The 21593-nt window shown below is 56.1% G+C and carries 20 protein-coding genes; 8 read left to right on the top strand and 12 right to left on the bottom strand.

From position 1 onward, the window contains the following. Window positions 1-54 precede the first annotated feature (54 nt). Window positions 55-966: a patatin-like phospholipase family protein gene (locus EDC90_RS11625; protein WP_165972813.1), complete on the top strand. Its 912-nt coding sequence runs from the start codon at window positions 55-57 to the stop codon at window positions 964-966. Window positions 967-972: 6 nt separating this feature from the next. Here EDC90_RS11625 and EDC90_RS11620 read toward each other — a convergent pair whose 3' ends face one another. The 5 genes from EDC90_RS11620 to hemP are packed head-to-tail and all read right to left on the bottom strand — an operon-like array spanning window position 973 to window position 5027. After that, a complete protein-coding gene (locus tag EDC90_RS11620; protein ID WP_132311714.1) occupies window positions 973-1761 on the bottom strand; it encodes a heme ABC transporter ATP-binding protein in 789 nt (262 codons plus the stop codon). A 5-nt stretch (window positions 1762-1766) separates the two neighbouring features. Then, a complete protein-coding gene (locus tag EDC90_RS11615; protein WP_132311712.1) occupies window positions 1767-2867 on the bottom strand; it encodes a FecCD family ABC transporter permease in 1101 nt (366 codons plus the stop codon). 7 nt (window positions 2868-2874) lie between these two features. After that, window positions 2875-3783 carry a heme/hemin ABC transporter substrate-binding protein gene (locus EDC90_RS11610; protein WP_132311710.1) on the bottom strand — a complete coding sequence of 303 codons (909 nt, stop codon included), beginning with the start codon at window positions 3781-3783 and terminating at the stop codon, window positions 2875-2877. 9 nt (window positions 3784-3792) lie between these two features. After that, complete coding sequence (locus EDC90_RS11605) at window positions 3793-4863, bottom strand: hemin-degrading factor (protein ID WP_132311708.1); 1071 nt, start codon at window positions 4861-4863, stop codon at window positions 3793-3795. A gap of 14 nt (window positions 4864-4877) precedes the next feature. After that, window positions 4878-5027 carry a hemin uptake protein HemP gene (hemP, locus tag EDC90_RS11600; RefSeq protein ID WP_245511033.1) on the bottom strand — a complete coding sequence of 50 codons (150 nt, stop codon included), beginning with the start codon at window positions 5025-5027 and terminating at the stop codon, window positions 4878-4880. 222 nt (window positions 5028-5249) lie between these two features. Between hemP and EDC90_RS11595 the strand changes: the two genes are divergently transcribed. Beyond that, the gene (locus EDC90_RS11595) at window positions 5250-5693 is read left to right on the top strand and encodes a hypothetical protein (RefSeq protein WP_132311704.1); all 444 of its coding nucleotides are present in this window, start codon (window positions 5250-5252) and stop codon (window positions 5691-5693) included. Window positions 5694-5781: 88 nt separating this feature from the next. Then, entirely contained in the window at window positions 5782-7254 is a 1473-nt protein-coding gene (locus EDC90_RS11590) for a TonB family protein (protein ID WP_132311702.1), read from the top strand. A gap of 48 nt (window positions 7255-7302) precedes the next feature. On the opposite strand, the gene EDC90_RS11585 is transcribed toward EDC90_RS11590, so the two are convergent. Both EDC90_RS11585 and rpsU read right to left on the bottom strand, forming a co-directional pair. Further along, window positions 7303-8163: a tetratricopeptide repeat protein gene (locus EDC90_RS11585; RefSeq protein ID WP_132311700.1), complete on the bottom strand. Its 861-nt coding sequence runs from the start codon at window positions 8161-8163 to the stop codon at window positions 7303-7305. A 168-nt stretch (window positions 8164-8331) separates the two neighbouring features. Further along, window positions 8332-8544, bottom strand: coding sequence for a 30S ribosomal protein S21 (gene rpsU, locus EDC90_RS11580; protein ID WP_132311698.1), 213 nt, complete (start codon window positions 8542-8544; stop codon window positions 8332-8334). Between the two features lie 363 nt (window positions 8545-8907). Here rpsU and EDC90_RS11575 point away from each other — a divergent pair, with 363 nt between their 5' ends. Genes EDC90_RS11575 through EDC90_RS11555 form a run of 5 tightly spaced genes read left to right on the top strand, consistent with a single transcriptional unit; the run spans window position 8908 to window position 14831 of the window. After that, window positions 8908-10161 carry a sarcosine oxidase subunit beta family protein gene (locus EDC90_RS11575; RefSeq protein WP_132311696.1) on the top strand — a complete coding sequence of 418 codons (1254 nt, stop codon included), beginning with the start codon at window positions 8908-8910 and terminating at the stop codon, window positions 10159-10161. Window positions 10162-10169: 8 nt separating this feature from the next. Then, on the top strand, window positions 10170-11006 hold the full coding sequence (locus EDC90_RS11570; RefSeq protein ID WP_132311694.1) for an alpha/beta fold hydrolase: 837 nt from the start codon (window positions 10170-10172) through the stop codon (window positions 11004-11006). A 3-nt stretch (window positions 11007-11009) separates the two neighbouring features. Beyond that, complete coding sequence (locus EDC90_RS11565; RefSeq protein WP_132311692.1) at window positions 11010-11318, top strand: sarcosine oxidase subunit delta; 309 nt, start codon at window positions 11010-11012, stop codon at window positions 11316-11318. Then, complete coding sequence (locus EDC90_RS11560) at window positions 11315-14278, top strand: sarcosine oxidase subunit alpha (RefSeq protein ID WP_132311690.1); 2964 nt, start codon at window positions 11315-11317, stop codon at window positions 14276-14278. The genes EDC90_RS11565 and EDC90_RS11560 overlap by 4 nt, the downstream gene beginning before the upstream one ends. Next, window positions 14271-14831, top strand: a complete 561-nt coding sequence (locus EDC90_RS11555; RefSeq protein WP_132311688.1) for a sarcosine oxidase subunit gamma — start codon at window positions 14271-14273, stop codon at window positions 14829-14831. The genes EDC90_RS11560 and EDC90_RS11555 overlap by 8 nt, the downstream gene beginning before the upstream one ends. Window positions 14832-14836: 5 nt before the next feature. On the opposite strand, the gene EDC90_RS11550 is transcribed toward EDC90_RS11555, so the two are convergent. The 5 genes from EDC90_RS11550 to glgA all read right to left on the bottom strand — a co-directional run bounded on the left by EDC90_RS11550 (window position 14837) and on the right by glgA (window position 21593). Further along, entirely contained in the window at window positions 14837-15895 is a 1059-nt protein-coding gene (locus EDC90_RS11550; RefSeq protein WP_165972812.1) for a DUF2332 domain-containing protein, read from the bottom strand. Window positions 15896-15904: 9 nt separating this feature from the next. Continuing rightward, the gene (locus tag EDC90_RS11545) at window positions 15905-16387 is read right to left on the bottom strand and encodes a MaoC family dehydratase (RefSeq protein WP_132311686.1); all 483 of its coding nucleotides are present in this window, start codon (window positions 16385-16387) and stop codon (window positions 15905-15907) included. A 49-nt stretch (window positions 16388-16436) separates the two neighbouring features. Beyond that, entirely contained in the window at window positions 16437-18422 is a 1986-nt protein-coding gene (gene glgX, locus EDC90_RS11540) for a glycogen debranching protein GlgX (RefSeq protein WP_432420003.1), read from the bottom strand. 93 nt (window positions 18423-18515) lie between these two features. Continuing rightward, window positions 18516-20144, bottom strand: coding sequence for an alpha-D-glucose phosphate-specific phosphoglucomutase (locus EDC90_RS11535; RefSeq protein ID WP_132311682.1), 1629 nt, complete (start codon window positions 20142-20144; stop codon window positions 18516-18518). 3 nt (window positions 20145-20147) lie between these two features. Next, window positions 20148-21593, bottom strand: a complete 1446-nt coding sequence (glgA, locus tag EDC90_RS11530) for a glycogen synthase GlgA (protein WP_132311680.1) — start codon at window positions 21591-21593, stop codon at window positions 20148-20150.

Raw genomic sequence — 21593 nt, 5'->3', positions numbered from 1 at the left:
GTCATCTGCACGGAGTAAGAGCAAGCCCGTGTTCGTGCTTTTATGGATTGGCACATGATGGAAACTCTGACCGGTCCGGAAACCTTGCCGGAAGCTGAAAACCCTGCAGTGACAGAGCCTGCAGGTGACATCCGTGTCGGTTTGGCGCTTGGCGGCGGCGGGGCCTGCGGCATTGCCCATATTCCACTGCTTGAGGCTGTTGATGAGCTGGGACTTTCACCGGCGATCATAAGCGGCACGTCGATCGGTGCGATTTTTGGCGCTGGGCTGGCTGCGGGTATGTCGCCACACGACATTCGTGAAGCGATGCTGACGAAGGTCGGCAGCAGTATGGCTTTTGCCGGTGTGGTCTGGAAGAGTATGTTGCCCGCATCATTCCTGACCGCACTTTCAAAAGATCAGGGATTTGCACCGTTCAATATAGAGCGGATCATCCGGACGATCCTGCCAGAAACCATGCCGGAGCGGATCGAGCAATTGAAGCTCCCGTTCCGCTGTGTGGCGACAGACTATTATGGCCATCGCGAAGTTGTGTTCGAAAGAGGCTCTTTGCATGCTGCGTTGTCGGCTTCATCCGCACTTCCGGGTCTGTTTCTGCCGGTTGTTGTCAATGACCGCGTTATGCTCGACGGCGCGATCATGAATCCGGTGCCATGGGATATCCTTCAACCCGACTGCGATGTCACGGTTGCAATCGATGTCAGTGGTGGGCCGGAAGGTGAGATGAATGTTCCGCCGGGCCGGTTTGATGCATTATCCGGAGCAGCGCAGCTGATGATGCGTTCGAACATTGCATTGAGAGCGCGCATTTCGCGTCCGGATGTCCTGTGGTTACCGGATGTCAACCGCTTCGGCCTTCTCGATTTCGGCCATGCAAATGAAATCCTGAAAGCGGTCGAAACCGAAAAAGATGCGTTTAAGCACGCTGTTGAAAAAGCCGTTGAGGCTTTCTTGCAAAGTTGCTGATGCGGGTCAGGCCGCACTGTGCGGCAGCACGAACGGCGTATCATCTGCTGGTGTGGCATTGACCGAAAGGCGGGCTCCGAACACTCTGTAGAGAATGTCGTCAGTTAACACCGCCTGTGGTGAGCCGCTCGCCGAGACAGCGCCGTTTTTCATCAGCACCATATGGTCGGCAAAAAGGGCCGTCAGATTCAGGTCATGCATGACGGCGATGACACCACCACCGGCTTTGCAGAAGTTGCGCGCCAGTCTCATGATTGCGAGCTGATGCAGAATATCAAGGCTCGACACCGGCTCATCCAGCAGCAACCAGCGCGGTTGGCCTTCTTTGACAGGCGCCTCGATCTGACAGAGAACGCGGGCAAGCTGAACCCGTTGCTGTTCTCCCCCGGAAAGCTCCTGATAAAACCGCCCTTCAAAGCCATGAAGATCAACGGCAGACAGCGCCTTTTGCATGATCGCCCGGTCTGCTTGTCCATCGGTGCGGGTCCGACCGGAAAGTCCCATGCGAAGAACTTCGGTAACGGTGAAGGGGAAGGCGAGTGTGGAGGCCTGCGGCAGCACACCGCGCATTTCCGCCAGCCGCCAGGGAGCAAGTTCAGAAATTGCAGACCCGTTAATGATCACGTTGCCGCTTTCCGGCCTGATGTCGCCGGAAATTGCCTTAAGCGTCGTCGTTTTTCCCGAGCCATTCGGACCGCAGATGGCCGTTAGCTGCCCGGCAAGCGCTTCTAGTGACACCGCCTTGAGGATCGGGCGACCGGAAAGCGCCACGGTGAGGTTATGAGCTTCGATCATGGATGTCACAGGTTCAGGCGTGAGCGGTTTCTCAGCAGGATCCAGAGGAAAAATGGTCCCCCGAAAACTGCTGTAATGATGCCGATTGGCAGTTCTGCCGGTGCGACGATCGTGCGGGCGAAAAGATCGGCAAGCACAAGAAGTGCGCCCCCAAGCAGTGCAGAACATGGCAGCAGATAGCGGTGGTCCGGACCAATGACCAGACGCAAAAGATGGGGCACGACAATGCCGACAAAGCCAATGCCGCCGGAAACGGCAACACCGGCGCCCGTGGCGGCTGCAACGGCTATGATCGTGACGTTTTTAAGTTTCTGGACCGGGACGCCCATATGAAAGGCTGTGGCTTCGCCAAGAGTGATTGCGTTCAAACCTTTGGCCATGAAAGGCAGAACGAGAAAGGCGGCGGCCATGATCGGCGCAATCGCCCAGACTTTCGTCCAGGTTGCACCGGCAAGTGAGCCCATTGACCAGAAGGTCAGGTCGCGCAATTGCTGGTCATCGGCCAGATACACAAGAAAGCCGGTTGCGGCGCCTGCGAGCGCAGAAAGTGCAATCCCTGCCAGCAACATCGTCGCAACGGAGGTTTGACCGTGGCGTGTCGCGACCTTGTATAGAATGAGCGTTGTCGCCAGACCACCAAGGAAGGCCGCCGCAGGCAGGGCGTAAAAACCCAGCAGATTGTACAAAGGTGCAGCAACGGTGCCACCCAGGACGATCATGATGACGGCGCCAAGCCCGGCGCCTGCCGAAACGCCGACAAGCCCCGGATCTGCCAGCGGATTGCGAAAGAGGCCCTGCATGGCTGTGCCGCAAACCGCCAGGGATGCGCCAACCAGAAAGCCCATTATGGCGCGTGGCAAACGTATATCAAAGATGATGATCCGGTCGCGCGCGGCCAGCGCATCACTCGCATTTCCGGACAGAAGAGCCGAAGCGACATCGAAAACGGAGGCGTCTGCCGCACCATTTGCCACCGAGACCAGAACGGCTGCAACAGATGCAAGCACAAGCATGAAAATGGTGACAATCGCAATATGCGACCTGTCGCCGGTCTGGCGCCAGTGGTGCATTTTCGAACGTCCGCTCAGCGCTTCGATGACGGTCATTTGCGCCTCATTTTCCGTAAATCTGCTCAGTGAGTGCTTTCAGATGATCGGCAAAACGCGGGCCGAAATTCATCATCCCGACGGGGTCAATCCGGTAGAGACTATGGCTTGCACCAGCCGGTGTCAGGGTCAGTGCAGGCTGCCCCCAGACATCTTCGTCTTTTGGAACATGATTTCCCGCCGCGCCATCCATCATCAGGATGACATCCGGAGCGGCCGTGATGACGGCTTCGTCGGAAAGCGTTTTATATCCTGGAAAGTCGCCAATCGCGTTCGTCAGCCCCGCGGCCTTGATCACGCCATTGGCGGCTGTGCCAGTGCCGGAGGCCATAACCTTCCCACCACGCAGGCTGAGGATGAAAATGGCGCTTTTGCGGGCATCGGCCGGGCGCTTTTCATTTTCTTCCAAAATCGGATCGAGCTTTGCCGCAATCTTTTCGGCCAAAGTCGCAGCTTCCTGATCTTTGCCGAGCAGCGCCCCAACGGTAGTCACTTTTTTGAGGATACCGTCACGATCATAGCTTTCAGGGATGATGGCCAGGTCGACATTCGCCTTGCCCAGAACATCCAGAGTTTCGGGCGGGCCTGCGCCTTCAATGCTTATGATTGCCGATGGATTGACCGAAAGGATCCCTTCCGGCGAAAGCTGACGCATGTAGCCGATATCCGGCAGAGCATTCGCTTCTGGCGGAAAGGTGCTGGTGGTATCACGTCCGACGAGTTCACTTCCGGAACCAAGTGCATAAACGATCTCTGTGATTGAGCCGCCGATTGTCACCAGTCGTGATGTGTCGTCCAGCCGGGTCTCATTCTGCGCATGCGCAAATGGTGACATCATCAGGCCAGCAATGAGACCCGACGTTGCAACGAAACGTGTCAGAAAACCGGATTTTCGTGAAAAAAGATGCGAAAACATAAGCAGACCTCACGCGGCTTGTGTTGCCTGATGGCGTGGCAAGCTTTCGGTCAGTTCCCGCCATAGCGGACGTTCGGCATAGCCTTCAAGCCGCTTGCCGAAGAACTGGATGATCATGTTGCCGCTGGCGTCGAATGCCTCGATCGAAGTGACATGCCCGTCGCTGGTGGGTTTACGCACCAACCATGTCTCGGCGATCCGGTCGCGACGCAGATGCAGGTGGAAGGTCGGATCCATGACATTGATCCATGGTCCCATTTCAACGATCCTCAAAACCGGGCCCGAATGAATCTGCACGATGCCGTTATTGGCAACGAAAGCCATGATCGGCAGTTCAGGCAGTTTTGACGCTTCATGCAGCAGGGCCGGGACGGCCTCGTCTGCGAGGCGGAAGGCATAATCGTCGCCAACCGATGCAATCGCTGTCTGCCGATGAACCTTGAGGTCGTTCAGCATGCCGAAGAACTGATGTGTGTCGGTCAATGCCGTCCAGCGATCGCGCAGCAGCTCGACGTCGACGGCATCGCGATCACGCGTGTGATCAGTGTCATGCGCGGTGATTGCTTGCGGTTCTACCGTACGGATCTGGTCGTCAAGCCTGTAAGTCTCAACGAAGTGATGATAGGCTTCAAGGTTTGATGCCGGACGCATATGCAGTTTGAAAACAGCCGTGCCGCTTTGATCAAAATACTGAAGGCTTAGCTTTTCATTGCCGTCCTTGTCTGTTTTCGTGACTGCAAAAGCATGTGCCCAGCGGCTGGGAAAAATTCGCAGATCAATATTTTCGCCCAGTACAATCGCAGACTTCTTGCCGCTGCGAATGTTTTCAAAAACGCCGATTTTCTCGTGAACGGCATTTTCGTTGCGCGACAGCGCCATAATCTCGCCTAAGCGCTCAGCGTGCGCGAGGAGATGCGCGGGATCGGGGGAAATGCGCGTCGCTGAGAAACCAACTTCCGCCGCCACAAGAGCGGCTTCGGAAACACCAAGTGCAGCGGCAATATCGCGCTCGCGCATCGTGGCATTTTCAGCGCGGTAGGCGCGAATCTGGTCGGGTCCGGGCAAGGGGGTCGTGTTCATGTTTAAAAGCCTGCTTATTTGTTCAGTATGAGTTTGCCTTGGCGCGTAATCTTCATACGATAATCTGCGCCATGATGACGGATGACGATCTCGTTGCTGCCGCGAAACAATGACTCGCTGTCGACGATTGGTGCCTTTGTTGTCTCATCGTGCCTTCGGTTCATGTCTGAACAAGCAGGCTTGGTGTCGCTGGTCATGTTGGGCGTCATTCTGCTATGCAATAAAGTTGATGATAAGAATCATGTTTTAATAACTTGACTCAATAAATCATCTTTGTCTATCCACGCAATAGACGTTTTTTTGGTCAGGCATTAGAGTCGTCCCAGTGGACGCCGCCTTCCGCTTCTTTCGCAATGAGTTTTCAAAACCGACCGGGATTTTAAAAGATGAAGATCATCGCAAGTGCTGCCGCCCTCACACTCGCTCTGGCCCAGCCTGTTCTGGCGCAGGAGACAAGCTCTGAAGCGACAACGGATATCGAGGCGAAGAGCAAACCACTGTCGATCTCGCTCAACGCACTTGATACGACCGAAAATGGCTGCAAGCTGACCTTTGTAATTGATAATGAAATGCCGGAGACTGTGGAAAGTCTGAAGGCTGAAGTGGCCCTGTTTGATGCTGATGGCGTGATTGATCGCCTTACCATGCTCGATTTTCTGACGTTGCCGCAGGGCAAGATGCGGGTCCGTCAGTTTGAGCTTCCGGGCGCTGGCTGTGATCAGATCGGCGGGTTGCTGCTGAACGATATCAAGGTTTGTGAGGCAGGCGGCGCAGACTGCATGGCCTATCTTCAAACAAGTTCCAAAGCCGGTGTTGAGTTCAACGGCTGAGTGCCTGATTGATTCTGCACGCACTAAAGATTTTCTCTTCGGTGGTGCTTCCCATTTAGTCAGTTTCCGCGAGAGTACGGGTAGTTTGATGGACAATGACAGGGCAATTTCGGCGTTTGACCTGCCCGGCGGTGCGCGGAACGCCGAGCCTGTCGAGACGCCGATTGATCTTGAGCTTGATGATGGCGATGGTGCCTGGACTGCGCCGGACGTTGAAATCGATGCCGGATCAGATCATGCCTTTGATGCAGCTGTTTTTCGCGTGCTTGAAGAGGCAAATGCAACGCGCGATAATAGCGGCGGGACAGAAGGCGAAGACGATGGTGACGTTCCATCCAGGTCTGAACTGTTGCCCGATGACGATCTTTCTCCGGTCTCTGAGCGCATTTCTTCTGAGACAGCCCGTACAGGGCGCAAACGTCTTTCTTCGGCTGCTCTCGTCTCTGTCCTGTTTCATTCCGTTGTTTTTGCTGCAGCCGTTCATATGGCTCGAACAATCCCGGAGCCACCACAGGAAGCGGGCAGTATCACGGTCAGTGTTGTTTCCATCGGCAATGGTGACGTCGATGCACTGGCTGAGGGAAATGAGGACATGGTTGCCAACCCGGTTGAGGTTGAGGCGGAGCCGGTAGAGGCGGAGCCGATTGCAGCCTCAACGCCTGTTGAGCAGGCGGAAGCGCCGTCTGTGTCAGAAGCCGAGCCGCTGCAGCCACAAACGACCGAAACTGCAGCGCTGGAAGAGCCTGTCGCGGTTGCTCCCACGCCGGAACCGGAAGTGCTGTCGGTTGCCCCCACGGCGGAAGAAATACCGCAAAGCGTTGCACCGGCTGCAGCAACCGTTCAGCCGGAAATGGCAGAGCCGGTTGAAAGTGCAACCGTTTCTGCGGCTGAACCTGTGAGTGACGCTCTTGAACCTCCAGAACCGGAAGTCAGTACTGCAGCTTCTGCCGCCGAGCCAATTGATCCGGAGCGGCCGGAAACCGAAACCATCAGGGCTCAGGAAGATAATCCTGAGGTGGCGCTCGATATAGAGGCGCCTGTGCCTCAGCCCTCGCCCTGGCGCAGTGAGCCAGTGCCTCAGGATCAGGTCGAAACCCGTCAGGCTGCTCAGCGCGAGCGGCAAGTCAGACAGCAAAGGCGGGAAACTGCCACAGGGGCAGGGGGGAACGCCAGTGCCAATGCTGCACGCGGGGCATCAACCGGAACCAGCCAGTCGGGCTCTTCCAGCGGCGCGGAGGCGACCGCACGGGCATCGGACGATGGTGCTGCGGCGATGGCCAACTATGCCGGCAAGGTCGGCAGCCGCATTCGCCGTTCCGTTGGTAATTCGCGATATTATCGCGGTGTTGGCCGTTTGAGCACCACCGTCACCGTGAATGTAACGGTCAGTCGTTCGGGGCAGATCGCAGGGGTTTCTCTGGCCCGCTCATCCGGCAACGGTCAGGTTGACACCATCGTGATTCAACGCGCCCGCGCTGCCGGGCCATTTGGTGCGTTTCCGTCCTCTTACCGGGGCTCGAGCCATTCCTTCAGCCTGCCCATCAGGCTGAACCTCCGATAGGCGTTAGAGCGACCTTCCATGATCTGGCGGGATCAGCAATGAAGGGGCTTAAGCGCCACCGCCCAGAACCCGCTGAACGCCCTGAACAGCGGGCTGATAGTTCGGGTTCAGAGCCTTCGACTTCTGATAATAGGAGGCTGCCTTCTGATAATCGCCTTCCCGCTCAAAAATCAGGCCGAGATTGGCCCAGGTTTCGGCATTTGACTGATCCAGCGCCAGTGCCTTGTCAAAATCAGAACGCGCATTCTTATCGTCGCTGAGTGCGAGGTAGGAAACGCCGCGGCCATTATAAGGCTGCGCTGATTTTGGTGCCAGCGAAATGGCTTTGGTGAAATCGCTGATCGCCTGCTCCTGCTGGCCGCGACGCTGATAGATCAGGCCGCGATTGTGATAGGCGCGTGGGTCCGTTGTGTTCAGCTCGATCGCACGGGTGTAATCATTAAAGGCGTCATTGGTCTGTCCGGCTTCCCGGTAAAGGTTGCCGCGACCGATATAGGCCACATCATAATCGGGGTTGATCTGCAATGCGCGGTTATAGTCGTTCAGTGCATCCATCTGACGGCCAAGGCTGCGCTCAATGAGGGCGCGATTAGCATAGGCCTGATAGTAATTCGGGTTCAGCTGAAGTGCCTGATTGAAGTCTTCCATCGCCTTGCGGGTATCACCGGCACGGCCGTAGGCGGCGCCGCGCACATTATAACCTTCCGGATCATTCGGATTGGCGGCAATCACGCTGGTCAGCGAAGCAATGTTCTGCTGCGAGCCCTGAGTTGCATCGAGCGCAACCACATCCGGGTTCATCGTTTGAGTCTGGCAGGCTGCCAGAAGGCCGAGCGTTCCGGCAAAAAACACCGAACGCAGAAAGCGGCCATGGACTTTAACGTTGAAATCACTGCTGATGGTCGTCATTGCGTTTCCTTCGTGACCGTGTTGTCGCCGGAACAGGCTCTGCAAAAGTGAAGATCGAAAGTCGGAAGATCAACCGCTAAGAGTGCCGGACCATTAAATAACAGGAAAAATGGCGGACGCATCAGCCCCCGCCATTAAAATATCCTGCATGTGCCTGGAAAGCGACAATCAGCGCGAAATCAGACCTTCGCGGATAGCGCGCTTACGAGCCAGCTTGCGAACGCGGCGGATGGCTTCAGCCTTTTCACGCGCACGCTTCTGCGATGGCTTTTCGTAATGATCGCGCATTTTCATTTCGCGGAAGATACCCTCGCGCTGCATCTTTTTCTTCAGAGCGCGGAGAGCCTGATCGACATTGTTGTCGCGGACAAGTACTTGCACGTGAATCCCGTTCCTTTAACGTTGTTGTTGGCGGCCTGAGCAAGTGTCGCGCATCAGGCATCAAACATAAGCTTCGCAAAGCGCCCGCTTTGCAACTTGCGCCGCCAATAACAGATTGCAACACGTGAGTCCAGTGCCACCTGTATCGAAGCGATGCGATATTGAAGTTTGAAGGTGGAATAGAGCAACGTCGGGTTATATTCAAGTCATTACGCCCGAAAAGCCTGCATAGCAGCGAGTCGTTCAAGTTGTATGAACATGACGTAAAGGCATCACAAAAATGCCGGTTGTGCCGTCGGGCGATTTGCGATTTCATGATCAGATGATGCCGCTGGCAGATGCCGTGATTGAGGGAGTTGGCTGATGCGCAAATATTCCGTTTTCGCTCTGGCGCGTGAAGCGCTCAGGCACCACAAGGGCTGGGACAGGCACTGGGACTCTCCCGAGCCAAAATCGGAGTATGATGTCATCATCATTGGCGGCGGCGGTCATGGCATCGGCGCGGCCTACTATCTCGCCAAAGAGCATGGAATAACCAATATTGCTGTTCTGGAAAAAGGCTGGATCGGTGGTGGGAATACCGGGCGCAATACGACGATTGTGCGCTCCAATTACCTCTACGGCGAAAGTATGGATATTTACGAGCATTCGCTGAAGCTTTGGGAAAATCTCTCCATCGATTTGAATTACAACGTCATGTATTCGCCGCGCGGCGTGCTGATGCTTTCCCACAATGAGCATGACCGCCAATCTTTCAAACGACATGTCCATGCAAACCGGCTTTACGGCATCGATAACGAGTGGCTGACGCCTGAGCAGGCAAAGGACGTCTGTCCCCCGCTCGATATCGCAAAAAACGCGCGCTACCCGATCAATGGGGCCGCACTTCAGCGCCGCGCCGGTACAGCCCGGCACGATGCTGTGGTCTGGGGCTATGGCCGGGCTGCCTCGGATTATGGCGTTCACATTATTCAGAACTGTGAGGTGAAAGGCATCCGGCGTGGTCCGGATGGCGCTGTCAGCGGTGTCGAGACTTCGCGCGGCTTCATTGGTGCAAAGAAGATCGGTGTTTCCGCTTCCGGGCACAATTCGGTTGTCATGTCGATGGCGGATGTGCGGTTGCCGCTCGAAAGTCAGCCCTTGCAAGCGCTGGTTTCAGAGCCTTTGAAACCGGTTTTCCCCTGCGTTGTCATGTCGAACTCGGTGCATGCCTATATCTCGCAATCCGATAAGGGAGAACTGGTTATTGGCGCAGGCACGGACCAGTATAATTCCTATTCCCAGACCGGCGGACTTCAGATCATTACCCATACGCTGGACGCGATCTGTGAACTCTTTCCTGTTTTCCGGCGCGTGAAGATGATGCGCCAGTGGGGCGGCATCACCGACAACACGCCAGACCGCTCTCCAATCCAGAGTGTAACACCGGTGCCGAACCTTTATGTCAATTGCGGCTGGGGAACCGGCGGCTTCAAGGCAACGCCCGGATCCGCCCATCTTTTCGCCCATCTGATTGCCAAAGGTGAACCGCACAGGCTGGCTTCCGGCCTCACACTGGACAGGTATCGTACAGGTCGTCTGATTGATGAGGCCGCCGCTGCTGCCGTAGCACATTGAGGTGTATCATGCTCTGGAACGTAAATTCGAAAGCAGAAACGAGCGCCGGAACAGTTGCCTGGGGCAAAGCAGGAGAGGGGCCGCCACTGGTGCTGGCACATGGATGGCCATGGTCATCTTTTGCCTGGCACCGCGTTTTACTGCCTTTGTCGCACGTCTACACGGTTTACTGGTATGACATGCCTGGCTTCGGGCGCTCGGCCAAAGACCCCGAACAGCCAACCGGCCTCGATGTTCAGGGCCGTGTTTTCAAAGAGATGCTTGATTTCTGGAAATTGGAGTCACCAGCCGTTTTTGCCCATGATTTCGGAGGTGCCGTTACGCTGCGCGCTCACCTTCTCCACGGCGCTTCTTATGAAGAGCTTGTGCTGATGAATGCTGTTGCGCTCAGCCCTTGGGGATCTGAATTTTTCAATCATGTCAGCCGGCATGTTGACGCCTTCCTTCCTCTGCCGCTTCATATTCATGCAGCGATTGTCGAAGCTTATATTCGCGGTGCTCTGGCGGATGATATCGATCCGCAGGATGTGCATGATCTGGTGTCGCCATGGCTGACAGTGGAGGGGCGTATCAGCTTCTATGGGCAGTTTGCACAGGCTGATGATCGTTTTACCGATGAGATTGCCGATAAACTTGGCAGTACCGATTGCCCGATCACGGTGCTGTGGGGCGAGAAAGACCCCTGGATTCCCCTTGAGCGCGGTCGTGCGCTGGCCGACAAGATCGGCACGCCGCTCCATCCACTCAAAGACGCCGGGCATTTGCCGCAGCTGGAGGCACCGCGTGAACTCCTGCAGTTGATTATATCATTGCCGGGAACGCTGCCCGAACTGGAGAAAGTCTGAGACATGCTGCTGATCTATTGCCCGTATTGTGAAGAAGCGCGCAGCGAACTGGAATTTGCCGCCGCCGGTGAAGCGCATATCGCCCGTCCGCAAAACATGGCCGAAACCTCAGACGAGGCATTCGAGGCCTATTTCTTCTTGCGCAGTAATCCCAAGGGGATTCACTTTGAACGCTGGCGTCACACGCATGGATGCGGCCGTTTTTTCAATGCTGCTCGTGACACGGTCTCAGATCGCTTTCTCAAAACGTATAAATCCGGGGAGCCGCGTCCCGACCTCTCGGTGCTGATGGGCGAGGAGGCAGGCCAATGAGCGACGCATACCGTATTGCCGGGCATGGAAGACTGACACCTGCCAAAACCATCCGGTTTTCCTTTGATGGCAAGACATATACAGGCCTGGAGGGCGACACGCTGGCATCAGCATTGCTGGCCAATGGCGTGCATCTTGTCGGCCGTTCTTATAAATACCATCGACCGCGCGGCTTTCTGACGGCAGGCTCGGAAGAACCGAACGCGCTTTTTGATATTGCGCGCGACAGTGCCCGGCGTCAGCCCAATGTGCGGGGCACGGTGCAGGAGGTTTTCGATGGTATGAAGGCCACCTCGCAAAATCGCTGGCCATCTCTGTCCTTCGATGCCGGTGCGATCAATGATGTGCTTTCGCCGTTTTTTATTGCAGGGTTCTACTACAAGACCTTCATGTGGCCGCGGGCGGCCTGGAACAGGCTTTATGAGCCGCTGATCCGCAAGGCCGCAGGGCTTGGTGTTGCACCGACAGAAGCCGATCCGGATACCTATGCCAGCCGCTATACCCATTGCGACGTTCTGGTCGTCGGGGCCGGGCTTGCCGGTCTGACGGCGGCGTTGACGGCAGCGCGATCCGGCAAAGACGTGATCATCTGTGATGAACAGGCCGAAGCCGGTGGGGCGTTGCTTTATGAAACCGGCACCCGGGTTGACGGAAAAGACGGGTATGACTGGGCACGAAGTGTGACAGCTGAACTGGCCGCGATGAAGAATGTTCGCCTGATGACGCGGACAACGGCTGCGGGATATTACAACCACAATTTTGTCAGCCTGGCGGAAAGACTGACAGACCACCTGCCGGGGGCAGAAGCATCCGGGCCACGCGAGAGGCTGTGGCAGGTGCGGGCAGGTCAGGTCATCCTTGCCACCGGTTCGATCGAGCGGCCGATGGTGTTCGCAAACAATGATCGCCCCGGCATTATGCTGGCTTCGGCGGCGCGCCGCTATCTCCGCCAGTATGGCGTCGCGGTGGGCGAAAGCGTTGGTGTCTATTGCGCCCATGACAGTGCTTATGAGGCTGCATTCGATCTGAAGCGTGCCGGTGTCAGGATTGCAGCGATTATCGACAGCCGTGAAGCGCCCAGTGCCGGCCTGGTTGATGAAGCGCGGTCGCTTGATATCAAGGTTCTGACCGGTCATGCGGTTGTAAACACGAAAGGGCGTCTGCGGGTTAAGTCCATGCAGGTGAAAGCACTTTCGAGCGGCAAGAAACGCGATTTTGCAATCGATGCGCTGATCACGTCTGCCGGCTGGACGCCTTCTGTCCATCTGTTCTCGCAGTCGCGCGGGAAACTTATTTTCGATGCCGAGAAAGAGCGTTTCGTGCCGGGGACCTATGCTCAGAACAGCGTCTGTGTCGGTGCATGTTCCGGCACCGATGCCATTCATGCTGTCATTGGCGAGGCGGCTGCCGCTGGCGGCGGAGAAGCAGGTTATACCGGTGAGAACGCATGGCGCTGGACCGGCGGAATGCTGGGTGCCGGTGAGGGCGCAGGCGCTGATGATCATGTCAAAGCATTCATTGATTATCAGCACGATGTTTGCGCGAAAGATATCCGGCAGGCCGTGCGCGAAGGCATGGCATCAATCGAGCATATAAAACGCTTCACGACCAATGGTATGGCGTCGGATCAGGGCAAGCTTTCCAACATGCATGGCCTTGCCATTGCCGCTGAAATGCTGGATCGCCCGATTCCGCAGGTTGGCCTGACCACGTTCCGCCAGCCTTATACACCGGTTACATTCGGCACTTTGATCGGGCATTCCCGCGGGGCCTTGTTCGACCCGGCGCGCAAAACGCCGATCCACCAGTGGGCGGACGAGCAGGGTGCAGCCTTTGAAGACGTCGGAAACTGGAAACGCGCCTGGTATTTCCCGAAGGTCGGGGAAACCAAGGAAGATGCCGTTGCGCGTGAATGCCGGACAACCCGCGAGACTGCCGGGATATTCGATGCCTCAACACTCGGCAAGATCGAGGTTGTGGGACCGGATGCCGAAGCGTTTATGAACCTGATGTATTCCAATGCCTGGTCGACGCTGAAACCCGGTAAATGCCGCTATGGCCTGATGCTTCGCGAAGACGGTTATGTTTACGATGACGGTGTTGTTGGCCGGCTGGGACCGGATCGGTTTCACGTAACGACGACGACGGGTGGTGCGCCGCGTGTGCTCAACCATATGGAAGACTACCTGCAGACCGAGTTCCCTCATCTGAAGGTCTGGCTGACCTCAACAACAGAACAATGGGCCGTGATTGCGGTTCAGGGGCCAAAAGCGCGGGAAATCGTTGAGCCCTTCGTGGAAGGAGCAGATATTTCTGCCGAGGCCTTTTCGCATATGAGCGTGCTGGAATGCCGGGTTTGCGGCGTGCCTGCGCGCCTTTTCCGCGTGTCTTTCACAGGTGAACTTGGTTTTGAAATCAACGTGCCGTCTGATTTCGGGCTGTCGGTCTGGAAGCAGATCTATGCGCGCGGCGAGAGCTTGGGTGCGTGTGTCTACGGTACGGAAACGATGCATGTTCTGCGCGCCGAAAAAGGTTTCATCGTTGTCGGACAGGATACCGATGGGACGGTTACGCCATTTGATCTCGGCATGGGCTGGGCTGTTTCGAAGAAGAAGACTGATTTTGTCGGTATGCGTGGCCTGAAGCGGCCTGACCTGATCGCAGAAAATCGCAAACAGCTTATCGGGCTGGTGGCAAAAAGCAATGCGCGGCTGGTGCTGGAGGAAGGCGCACATGTGATCGTCGATCCTGACACGCCCAAGCCCGTTTCTGCTCTTGGGCATGTCACCTCTGCTTATTGGTCGGGATCCCTTGGCCAGGGGATCGCCTTTGCGCTGATTGAAAACGGCCACAGCCGGAAAGGCGAAACACTTTACGTGCCCATGCCCGAACGCAATATCGCCGTCGAAGTGGTTGATACTATTTTCTATGACAAGGAAGGAGCCCGTCTTCATGGCTGATATTCAGGTTGCAGACCGTGCCCTGCCGTTGGCGGGAGCCTTCGGGGGATCATCTGTTGCCCGTCTCGTCGTTGCAGAACCGGCGACGCGGCTTTTACTGCGTGCCGGGGAGGATGCGCTTCAGGTGCTTTCGGGAGCACTGGAACTCGATCTGCCCCGGTTGCCGTTAAGTTCTGCCGGTGGTGATGGCCGTTATGCTTTCTGGCTTGGACCGGATGAATGGCTTGTGGTTGACGAGTTTGGTGAAGACCTTGTCGCGCGTCTTCAGAGTATCGATGCAGCGTTTTCCGCTGTCGATATTTCACACCGTAATGTCGCGGTCATGATCGACGGTCCCGGTGCCGCCGCAGCCCTGAACATCGCGTGTCCGATGGATTTGCGGCCAGAAACATTTACAGTCGGCAAGGTGGCGCGGACCGCTTTTGGCAAGACAGAAATCATTCTTCATCGCAAGGACGACAATACGTTCCGCGTCGAATGCTGGCGATCGTTTGCACCTTATGTATTCAGCCTGCTGGATGAAGGCGCAAAGGATGCTGCCCTTCGCCTGTGAGCTTCTTAAGTGTTATTCCATCCCTGCCAAGCGATCCACCGGCCGTGAAAATCGGCTCTGCCGACGTGTCGTGTTTCGCCTGCTGGCCAGATTGTCAGTGTCAGACCGGCACCCGGTGTCTGCTCATCTGCTTCCATGGCAAGGCGGCAGATCGGAGCATCGGTGCCTGCTTTTTGTCCGGCTTCATCAATCAGACGGTCGCCCTCTCTTCGGGCTTCATCCGGCAGGTACTGCCAGGCGATCGTATGATAGATCACATGAACCATGCCGGGACGTGGCTTTAAAAGACGCTGCTGAAGCCAGACGAGAGCGTCTTCCCGGTCGACTGAGAGCTTCGCGTCGCGCGCGAGAGCCAATGCTTTTTCCGTTCGTTGAAGCCGGTCGGTCTGGTCGGCCCAGATATAAGACATCAGCCGTTCGCAATGGTCCTCATTGCTGGCATCAAGCGGATTGAGGTCGCATCCTGCACGCTCGGCAACGTCAACCGGGTGGTCGGGCGGCAATGGTCCCTTCCATTCTGGCACAATTTCGAAACGCACTTCGCCATTCGGCTTAAAGCGCTTTTCAGATAGTTTATAAGAGAAACGGTCCCAAAGCAGGTTTAACCCGGCAGACGCTCCAATCTCCGAAAGTACCAGAGGTTTTCCGGGAAAGCGCGCTGCAATTTCGGAAAATGCCGGAAAAAGAGCAGCTGAACGGCGCACTTCATTGGTTTGTGGTGCAAACCGCATACGCTCCGCGATGAAATCGGCTTTCTCATCAATAGCCCGCAGAACCGCGTCCCAAAGGATATGGTCTGATGGCTGCTGCGGCGGGTAAACCTCGACCAGCGGTGCAAAGCCCTGCCGCTTCAGGGCATGAAGCGCTCCACAAAACCGAAGTGCCAGCGCATCGGCAACAACACGCTCTTCCGACCAGCTATTGATCAATGCACCAATCGACGAAGAAGGATCCAGCTTTTCAATCGCGATGCGGCAAAGCCGCGCGGTGAAGGGCGAACCAAGCTCACTACATGCCCGTGCCTGCCTTTCAAAGCCTTCGCGAACAGCTTCATTTTCGATCAAGGATCGCTCCTATTCCGGCCGGTCTTCTGCGTTGAACTGAATCAGCGTGATCCAGTCTGCTGTGAGCGCTGGCTTTCGTTCGTCCTCAATCTCGATACTCACACCGTAGCTGATCGCCAGAAGCTCGCCGCCGCGAAACCGGGCCTCATTGAGTTTGAAATGTCCACGTACCCGCGCACCGCATTTCACCGGTGTCATGAAGCGAACTTTGTCAAAGCCGAAATTGATGCCCATCGTTTGCTCGCGCACCTTCGGTACACAGTCGAAATTCATCGCCGACAATAATGAGAGTGTCAGAAAACCATGCGCGATAGTTCCGCCAAAAGGACTTTCCGCACGTGCGCGTTCCGGGTCGGTGTGAATGAACTGGTGGTCCAGCGTGGCATCTGCAAAGGTATCAATCATCGTCTGGTCGACGGTGAACCAGCGCGATACGCCAACTTCATGGCCAACATAGTTCTTCACATCGGCAAGCGAAATTTCTATGGGCATGGGGGCCATCTTTCATTGTTTTGATGCGTGGCCTCTCGCGCAGCCGCGCTCAGGCTTCGGTGTCTGAGAGTTCCTCGGCATAAAACGATACCGAGCGGGGTTCAAGCGCGATCTCGACAGTGCCCTGTCTTTCGCCGGTAATCATGTGCCAGCCATGGCGATCATCTTCAGGCAGATCAAAGGTCTTTTCATCGTGGCTGCGATTGATCAGAACGGCCAGCCGTGTCTTGTGACCTGTGGTCCGGTCTTCTGTGTTGAGCACGATGCTGAGGCTGTCACATTCCGGCGCTTCCCAGTCTGCAACCTCCATGACTTTGCCGTCAGGGCGGAGCCACGTGACGTCGTTCTCCGTGAAAAACGCCGTTTCGGAAAAAACGGCAAAGCGTTTGCGAAGTGCTGAAAGGCTGGCAGTGTGGTCGATAAGGTCTTCATCCATATCTTCCCAGTTCAGCCACGTGATTTCATTATCCTGACAATAGGCATTGTTGTTGCCGTTCTGGCTGTGTCCGCCTTCGTCTCCCGCCTTCAGCATGATGGCGCCGCGGCTGGCAAACAGGGTTGAAAGCAAGGCCCTCATGTCGCGTTTACGGCTATCGACGACCTTATGATTATCGGTGTCGCCCTCCACGCCATTGTTCCACGAGTAGTTTTCGTTATGGCCATCGCGATTATGTTCGCCATTCGCTCCGTTATGCTTGTGCACATAGGCTGTCATGTCGTGGAGCGTCATGCCGTCATGCGCTGCGATAAAGTTCACGGTCCGCGTTTCGTTGGAATCACGGGTCGAAAAGATATGCGATGAGCCGGAAATGGCATCAGCGAGGCGTCCGGTCATAGACTGGTCACCACGCCAGAATTTTCTCAAATCGTCGCGCGCGCGGTCATTCCACTCCAGAAACGGTGCGGGAAAGTGCCCCAGCTGATAGCCGCCAGGGCCGATATCCCAGGGTTCGGCAATCATCGTACGGTTCTTCAGCACAGGATCATTCAAAATCGCATTCAGCGTTTCCGCATGGGTTTGGAAGCCGTCTCGCGTGCGCCCCAGAATAGGAGCAAGGTCAAAACGAAAGCCGTCAACACCGGCCTGTGTGATAAAATGTTTGAGGCTGTCGACGATCATCTGCCGGACATGCGGATGATCGCAAGCAATCGTGTTGCCGCAGCCGGTATCATTGATCATCACCGAGGCGTCGTCCTCTGCCAGCCTGTAATAGACTGCGTTATCAAGGCCGCGAAAGCTTAAGGAACCGCCGAACTGGTCACCTTCACCTGTGTGATTGAAGACAAGGTCCAGTATGACGCCGATCCCCGCCTGATGCAGCGCGTCTACCGCTTCTCTGAGCTCCTTCAGGCCACCGGGACAAATGCGCGGTTCAAGAGCCATAAAGGTGACCGGGTTATAGCCCCATGCATTTCTCAGATTGAGGGGTATGAGGTGGCGCTCGTCAATCCATGCGGTCACGGGCATCAGCTCGATGGCATCTACGCCCAGCTTTTGCAGGTGTTCAATGACTGCCCTATGTCCAAGCGCGGCGACTGTGCCGCGAATGGATTCGGGTACATGCGGGTTCATCTGGGTCAGTGCCTTGACATTCGCCTCATAAATCAGGCCGCCGGAGGGGAAGTCGATATGGTTCGTTGCTTCATCAAGGTCTGCGGTGACGATGCCTTTGGGAACAAGGTGAGCTGTATCTGTCCCGAAATCGCTGAGTATCGGATCGAACTGGTAGGGCCGGTCGATCTGCTTGGCATGAGGATCGACCAGCAGTTTTGAAGGATCAAACCACTGGCCGTGCATCGGATCGAAGTTGCCGAAGGCGCGGTATCCGTAGCGCTGTCCCGGCTTAAGTCCGTCAACAAAGAGTGTGTAAACATTCTTGCCGCCATGGGACATTGGCAGGCGTCTGGTCTCATGCTCACCTTTGTCGTCATAAAGGCAAAGCTCAATGCCGGTCGCGTTCTCCGAATAGACAGAAAATTCAACGCCCCGATCGGTGACCCGGACGCCTGGCTTGTTTTCGATACTGCTCATCAAATCCCGTTCAGGTCGCATCCACGAATGGTTGACCAATGGATACGGCCTGACCTTATGTTTCTGGGCATGTCCCTTGAAGGTGAACGATGGAAATCAGGTGATCACGGTCGGTGCATCGCGACCGGTGCGCTCCGCAATGCCCGCAATGTGTTCGGCGTAGGCAATCAGGCCGGAAAGCGTTCCCTGTGTATCCTGCTCATGCTTGCTGGCATCCGGCTCATAATGCTCCAGATAGACGCGAAGTGTTGCACCGGATGTTCCTGTGCCTGAGAGCCGGAAGACAACGCGCGAACCATTTTCAAACAGAATGCGCACGCCCTGATGCTTGCTGACGGACCCATCGACCGGGTCGTGATAGGCGAAGTCATCCGCCTTTGCCACCGTCAGATCTTCGAATTTGGTGCCGGGCAGCGTTGCAAGCTTATTGCGTAATTCGCTCATCAGGCTGTTTGCTGCATCGGTTTCAATGGCTTCGTAGTCATGGCGGGAATAGTAGGTGCGACCGAATTCCGCCCAGTGCGACGTGACGACCTCGTAAACACTTTCGCCGCGCGCGGCCAGAATATTGAGCCAGAGAAGAACTGCCCAGAGCCCGTCCTTTTCGCGCACATGGTTGGAGCCGGTGCCAAAGCTTTCCTCACCGCATAGCGTTGCCTTGCCGGCATCGAGCAGGTTTCCGAAAAATTTCCAGCCTGTTGGCGTTTCATAGGCACCGATGCCGAGCTTGCTGGCGACCTTGTCTGCAGCCTGACTGGTCGGCATGGAACGAGCGATCCCCGCGAGACCGCCTTTGTAGGCGGGGGCGAGATGTGCGTTTGCTGCCAGAATAGCAAGACTGTCGGACGGGGTTACAAAAATCTGCTTGCCGACAATCATATTGCGGTCGCCATCGCCATCCGAGGCGGCGCCAAAATCCGGGCCGTCGGGCCTCATCACGTCGTCATAAAGTACTTTGGCGTGAACGAGGTTGGGATCCGGATGGTGCCCGCCGAAATCTTCCAGCGGCACGAAATTGCGCACCGAGCCTTCAGCGGCGCCAAGCCGGTTTTCGATGATTTCTTTTGCATAAGGGCCGGTCACTGCGCTCATGGCATCGAAGGCAATGCGGAAACCGCCTGCAATCAGGGTGCGAATGGCGTCGAAATCGAACAGTTCTTCCATCAGCGCCGCATAATCGGCGACAGGATCGAAAACCTCGACCTCCATGCTCTCGACCATGAATGTACCAATCTTGTCCAGAGGCACATCATCGGCATCGCAAATACGGTAGCGGTCGATGAGCTTCGAGCGTTCGAAGATCGCATCGGTAATGCGCTCAGGCGCCGGGCCGCCATTACCGGCATTGTACTTGATACCGAAGTCTTCATTCGGTCCGCCGGGATTATGGCTGGCAGACAGAATGATGCCGCCAAATGCTTCATATTTGCGGATCATGTTTGATGCGGCAGGCGTGGACAGAATTCCGCCCTGACCGACCATAACCTTGCCAAAGCCGTTGGCCGCAGCCATTTTGATCGCGGTCTGGATAACAGTCCGGTTGAAGTAACGGCCATCACCGCCAATCACCAGCGTTTTGCCCTGAAAACCATCCAGCGAGTCGAAAACAGACTGAATGAAATTTTCGGCATAGTGCGGTTGCGCAAAGGTCGGAACTTTTTTGCGCAAGCCTGATGTGCCCGGCCTCTGATCGTCAAATGGTGTCGTCGAAATCGTTCTGATCATGGTTTAATGCACCATATTATAGAGTTTTGAATAAATCTCGGCGTAGCGCTCGGCACTGGCGTCCCACGAGACATCAGTCTTCATGCCCTGCTTTTGCATCTGCAGCCAGACTTTCTTGTCCTTATAAAGGCGGACAGTACGGCGGATAGCCTGAACAAGCGATGTACGCTCGACGGGCGAGAACTGTATGCCGGTTGCGGCCTTGGCTTTCAGGGCCGCAGGGTTCGCATCGATAATTGTATCGGCAAGCCCGCCGGTTCGTGCGACAACCGGAACGCAACCATATCTGAGGCCGTAAAGCTGGGTCAGCCCGCAGGGTTCAAAGCGGGAGGGGATCAAAATGGCGTCTGAGCCAGCTTGCAAAGTGTGCGAAAGCGTTTCGTCATAACCGATAATGGTGCCAACACGTCCCGGATAGAGCCGCACGGCTCTTTCGAAAGCGTGTTCCAGATGGTGGTCACCGGTGCCCAGTACGGCGAGCTTTCCACCCATGGCAACGATATCGCCGACGGTTTCTGCGAGAAGGTCCATGCCCTTTTGCCATGTGAGACGCGATACAACGCAAAAAATCGGTGAATCGTCATTATCAAGGCCGAACCGCTCGCTCAGCGTTTCCCGGTTTTGTGCACGTTGCCGCAGTTTGGCACAGCTATAGCGCCGGGCGATTGAATCATCTGTCTCCGGGTCCCAGACATCTGTATCAATGCCATTGACGATGCCGTGAACAGTTTCCGAACGTGCGGAAATCAACCCCTCCATCCCCATGCCATATTGCGGGGTCTGAATTTCATCAGCATAGGTCGGGCTGACGGTGGTCACGGCCCAGGCGGCTTGCAAACCGCCCTTGAGGTAGCCAACCGTGCCGTAATATTCCACGCCATCGACAGCCATGGCGTGCGCCGGAAGCCGCAAGGCGGGGAAAATTGCAGGGTCGAACTGTCCCTGAAACGCGATATTATGAATGGTGATAATTGAGGGCTTTTCCGGTGCTTCGGCATAGCGCATATAAACCGGGGTCATCGCTGCCTGCCAGTCATGGGCATGGACGATGTCAGGCTCCCAGTCCGGCAAGGCACCAGCCGCAATATCGGCCGCGGCTTTGGCTAGCGCACCGAAGCGTCGCCAGTTGTCGGAATAACCTTCGCCTGTCGATGAATTGTAGGGATTACCGAACCGATTGAAATAGGCCGGAGCATCGAGGACCAGCAATTCAAGCCCGGCATGTCTTGCATAAAGCAGGCTTCCCGTTTCTCCCAGAATATCCGGGAAATCCATCAGCTTTTCAGCTTTGTCGCCAATGGCTTTCATCACGGCCGGGTAGCCGGGGATCAGTGACCGGGTCTGAACGCCGAAGCCGTGGAGCGCCAATGGCAGGGCGCCTGCGACGTCAGCCAGTCCACCGGTCTTGATCAGCGGGTAGATTTCCGATGTGACGGAAAGAACCTTCAT

Source organism: Martelella mediterranea (assembly GCF_004342225.1).
Lineage (GTDB): Bacteria > Pseudomonadota > Alphaproteobacteria > Rhizobiales > Rhizobiaceae > Martelella > Martelella mediterranea_B.
Note: the sequence above shows the minus strand (reverse complement) of the source record. Positions and strands in the feature narration are given on the sequence as shown.

Coding starts and splice junctions, on each gene's coding strand:
- EDC90_RS11555 (WP_132311688.1), top strand. CDS start 14,271: ATGGCTGATATTCAGGTTGCAGACCGTGCCCTGCCGTTGGCGGGAGCC.
- EDC90_RS11625 (WP_165972813.1), top strand. CDS start 55: ATGATGGAAACTCTGACCGGTCCGGAAACCTTGCCGGAAGCTGAAAAC.
- EDC90_RS11560 (WP_132311690.1), top strand. CDS start 11,315: ATGAGCGACGCATACCGTATTGCCGGGCATGGAAGACTGACACCTGCC.
- EDC90_RS11535 (WP_132311682.1), bottom strand. CDS start 20,144: ATGATCAGAACGATTTCGACGACACCATTTGACGATCAGAGGCCGGGC.
- EDC90_RS11605 (WP_132311708.1), bottom strand. CDS start 4,863: ATGAACACGACCCCCTTGCCCGGACCCGACCAGATTCGCGCCTACCGC.
- EDC90_RS11595 (WP_132311704.1), top strand. CDS start 5,250: ATGAAGATCATCGCAAGTGCTGCCGCCCTCACACTCGCTCTGGCCCAG.
- EDC90_RS11585 (WP_132311700.1), bottom strand. CDS start 8,163: ATGACGACCATCAGCAGTGATTTCAACGTTAAAGTCCATGGCCGCTTT.
- EDC90_RS11615 (WP_132311712.1), bottom strand. CDS start 2,867: ATGACCGTCATCGAAGCGCTGAGCGGACGTTCGAAAATGCACCACTGG.
- EDC90_RS11545 (WP_132311686.1), bottom strand. CDS start 16,387: ATGCCCATAGAAATTTCGCTTGCCGATGTGAAGAACTATGTTGGCCAT.
- glgA (WP_132311680.1), bottom strand. CDS start 21,593: ATGAAGGTTCTTTCCGTCACATCGGAAATCTACCCGCTGATCAAGACC.
- EDC90_RS11575 (WP_132311696.1), top strand. CDS start 8,908: ATGCGCAAATATTCCGTTTTCGCTCTGGCGCGTGAAGCGCTCAGGCAC.
- EDC90_RS11590 (WP_132311702.1), top strand. CDS start 5,782: ATGGACAATGACAGGGCAATTTCGGCGTTTGACCTGCCCGGCGGTGCG.
- EDC90_RS11620 (WP_132311714.1), bottom strand. CDS start 1,761: ATGATCGAAGCTCATAACCTCACCGTGGCGCTTTCCGGTCGCCCGATC.
- EDC90_RS11565 (WP_132311692.1), top strand. CDS start 11,010: ATGCTGCTGATCTATTGCCCGTATTGTGAAGAAGCGCGCAGCGAACTG.
- EDC90_RS11610 (WP_132311710.1), bottom strand. CDS start 3,783: ATGTTTTCGCATCTTTTTTCACGAAAATCCGGTTTTCTGACACGTTTC.
- hemP (WP_245511033.1), bottom strand. CDS start 5,027: ATGAACCGAAGGCACGATGAGACAACAAAGGCACCAATCGTCGACAGC.
- EDC90_RS11570 (WP_132311694.1), top strand. CDS start 10,170: ATGCTCTGGAACGTAAATTCGAAAGCAGAAACGAGCGCCGGAACAGTT.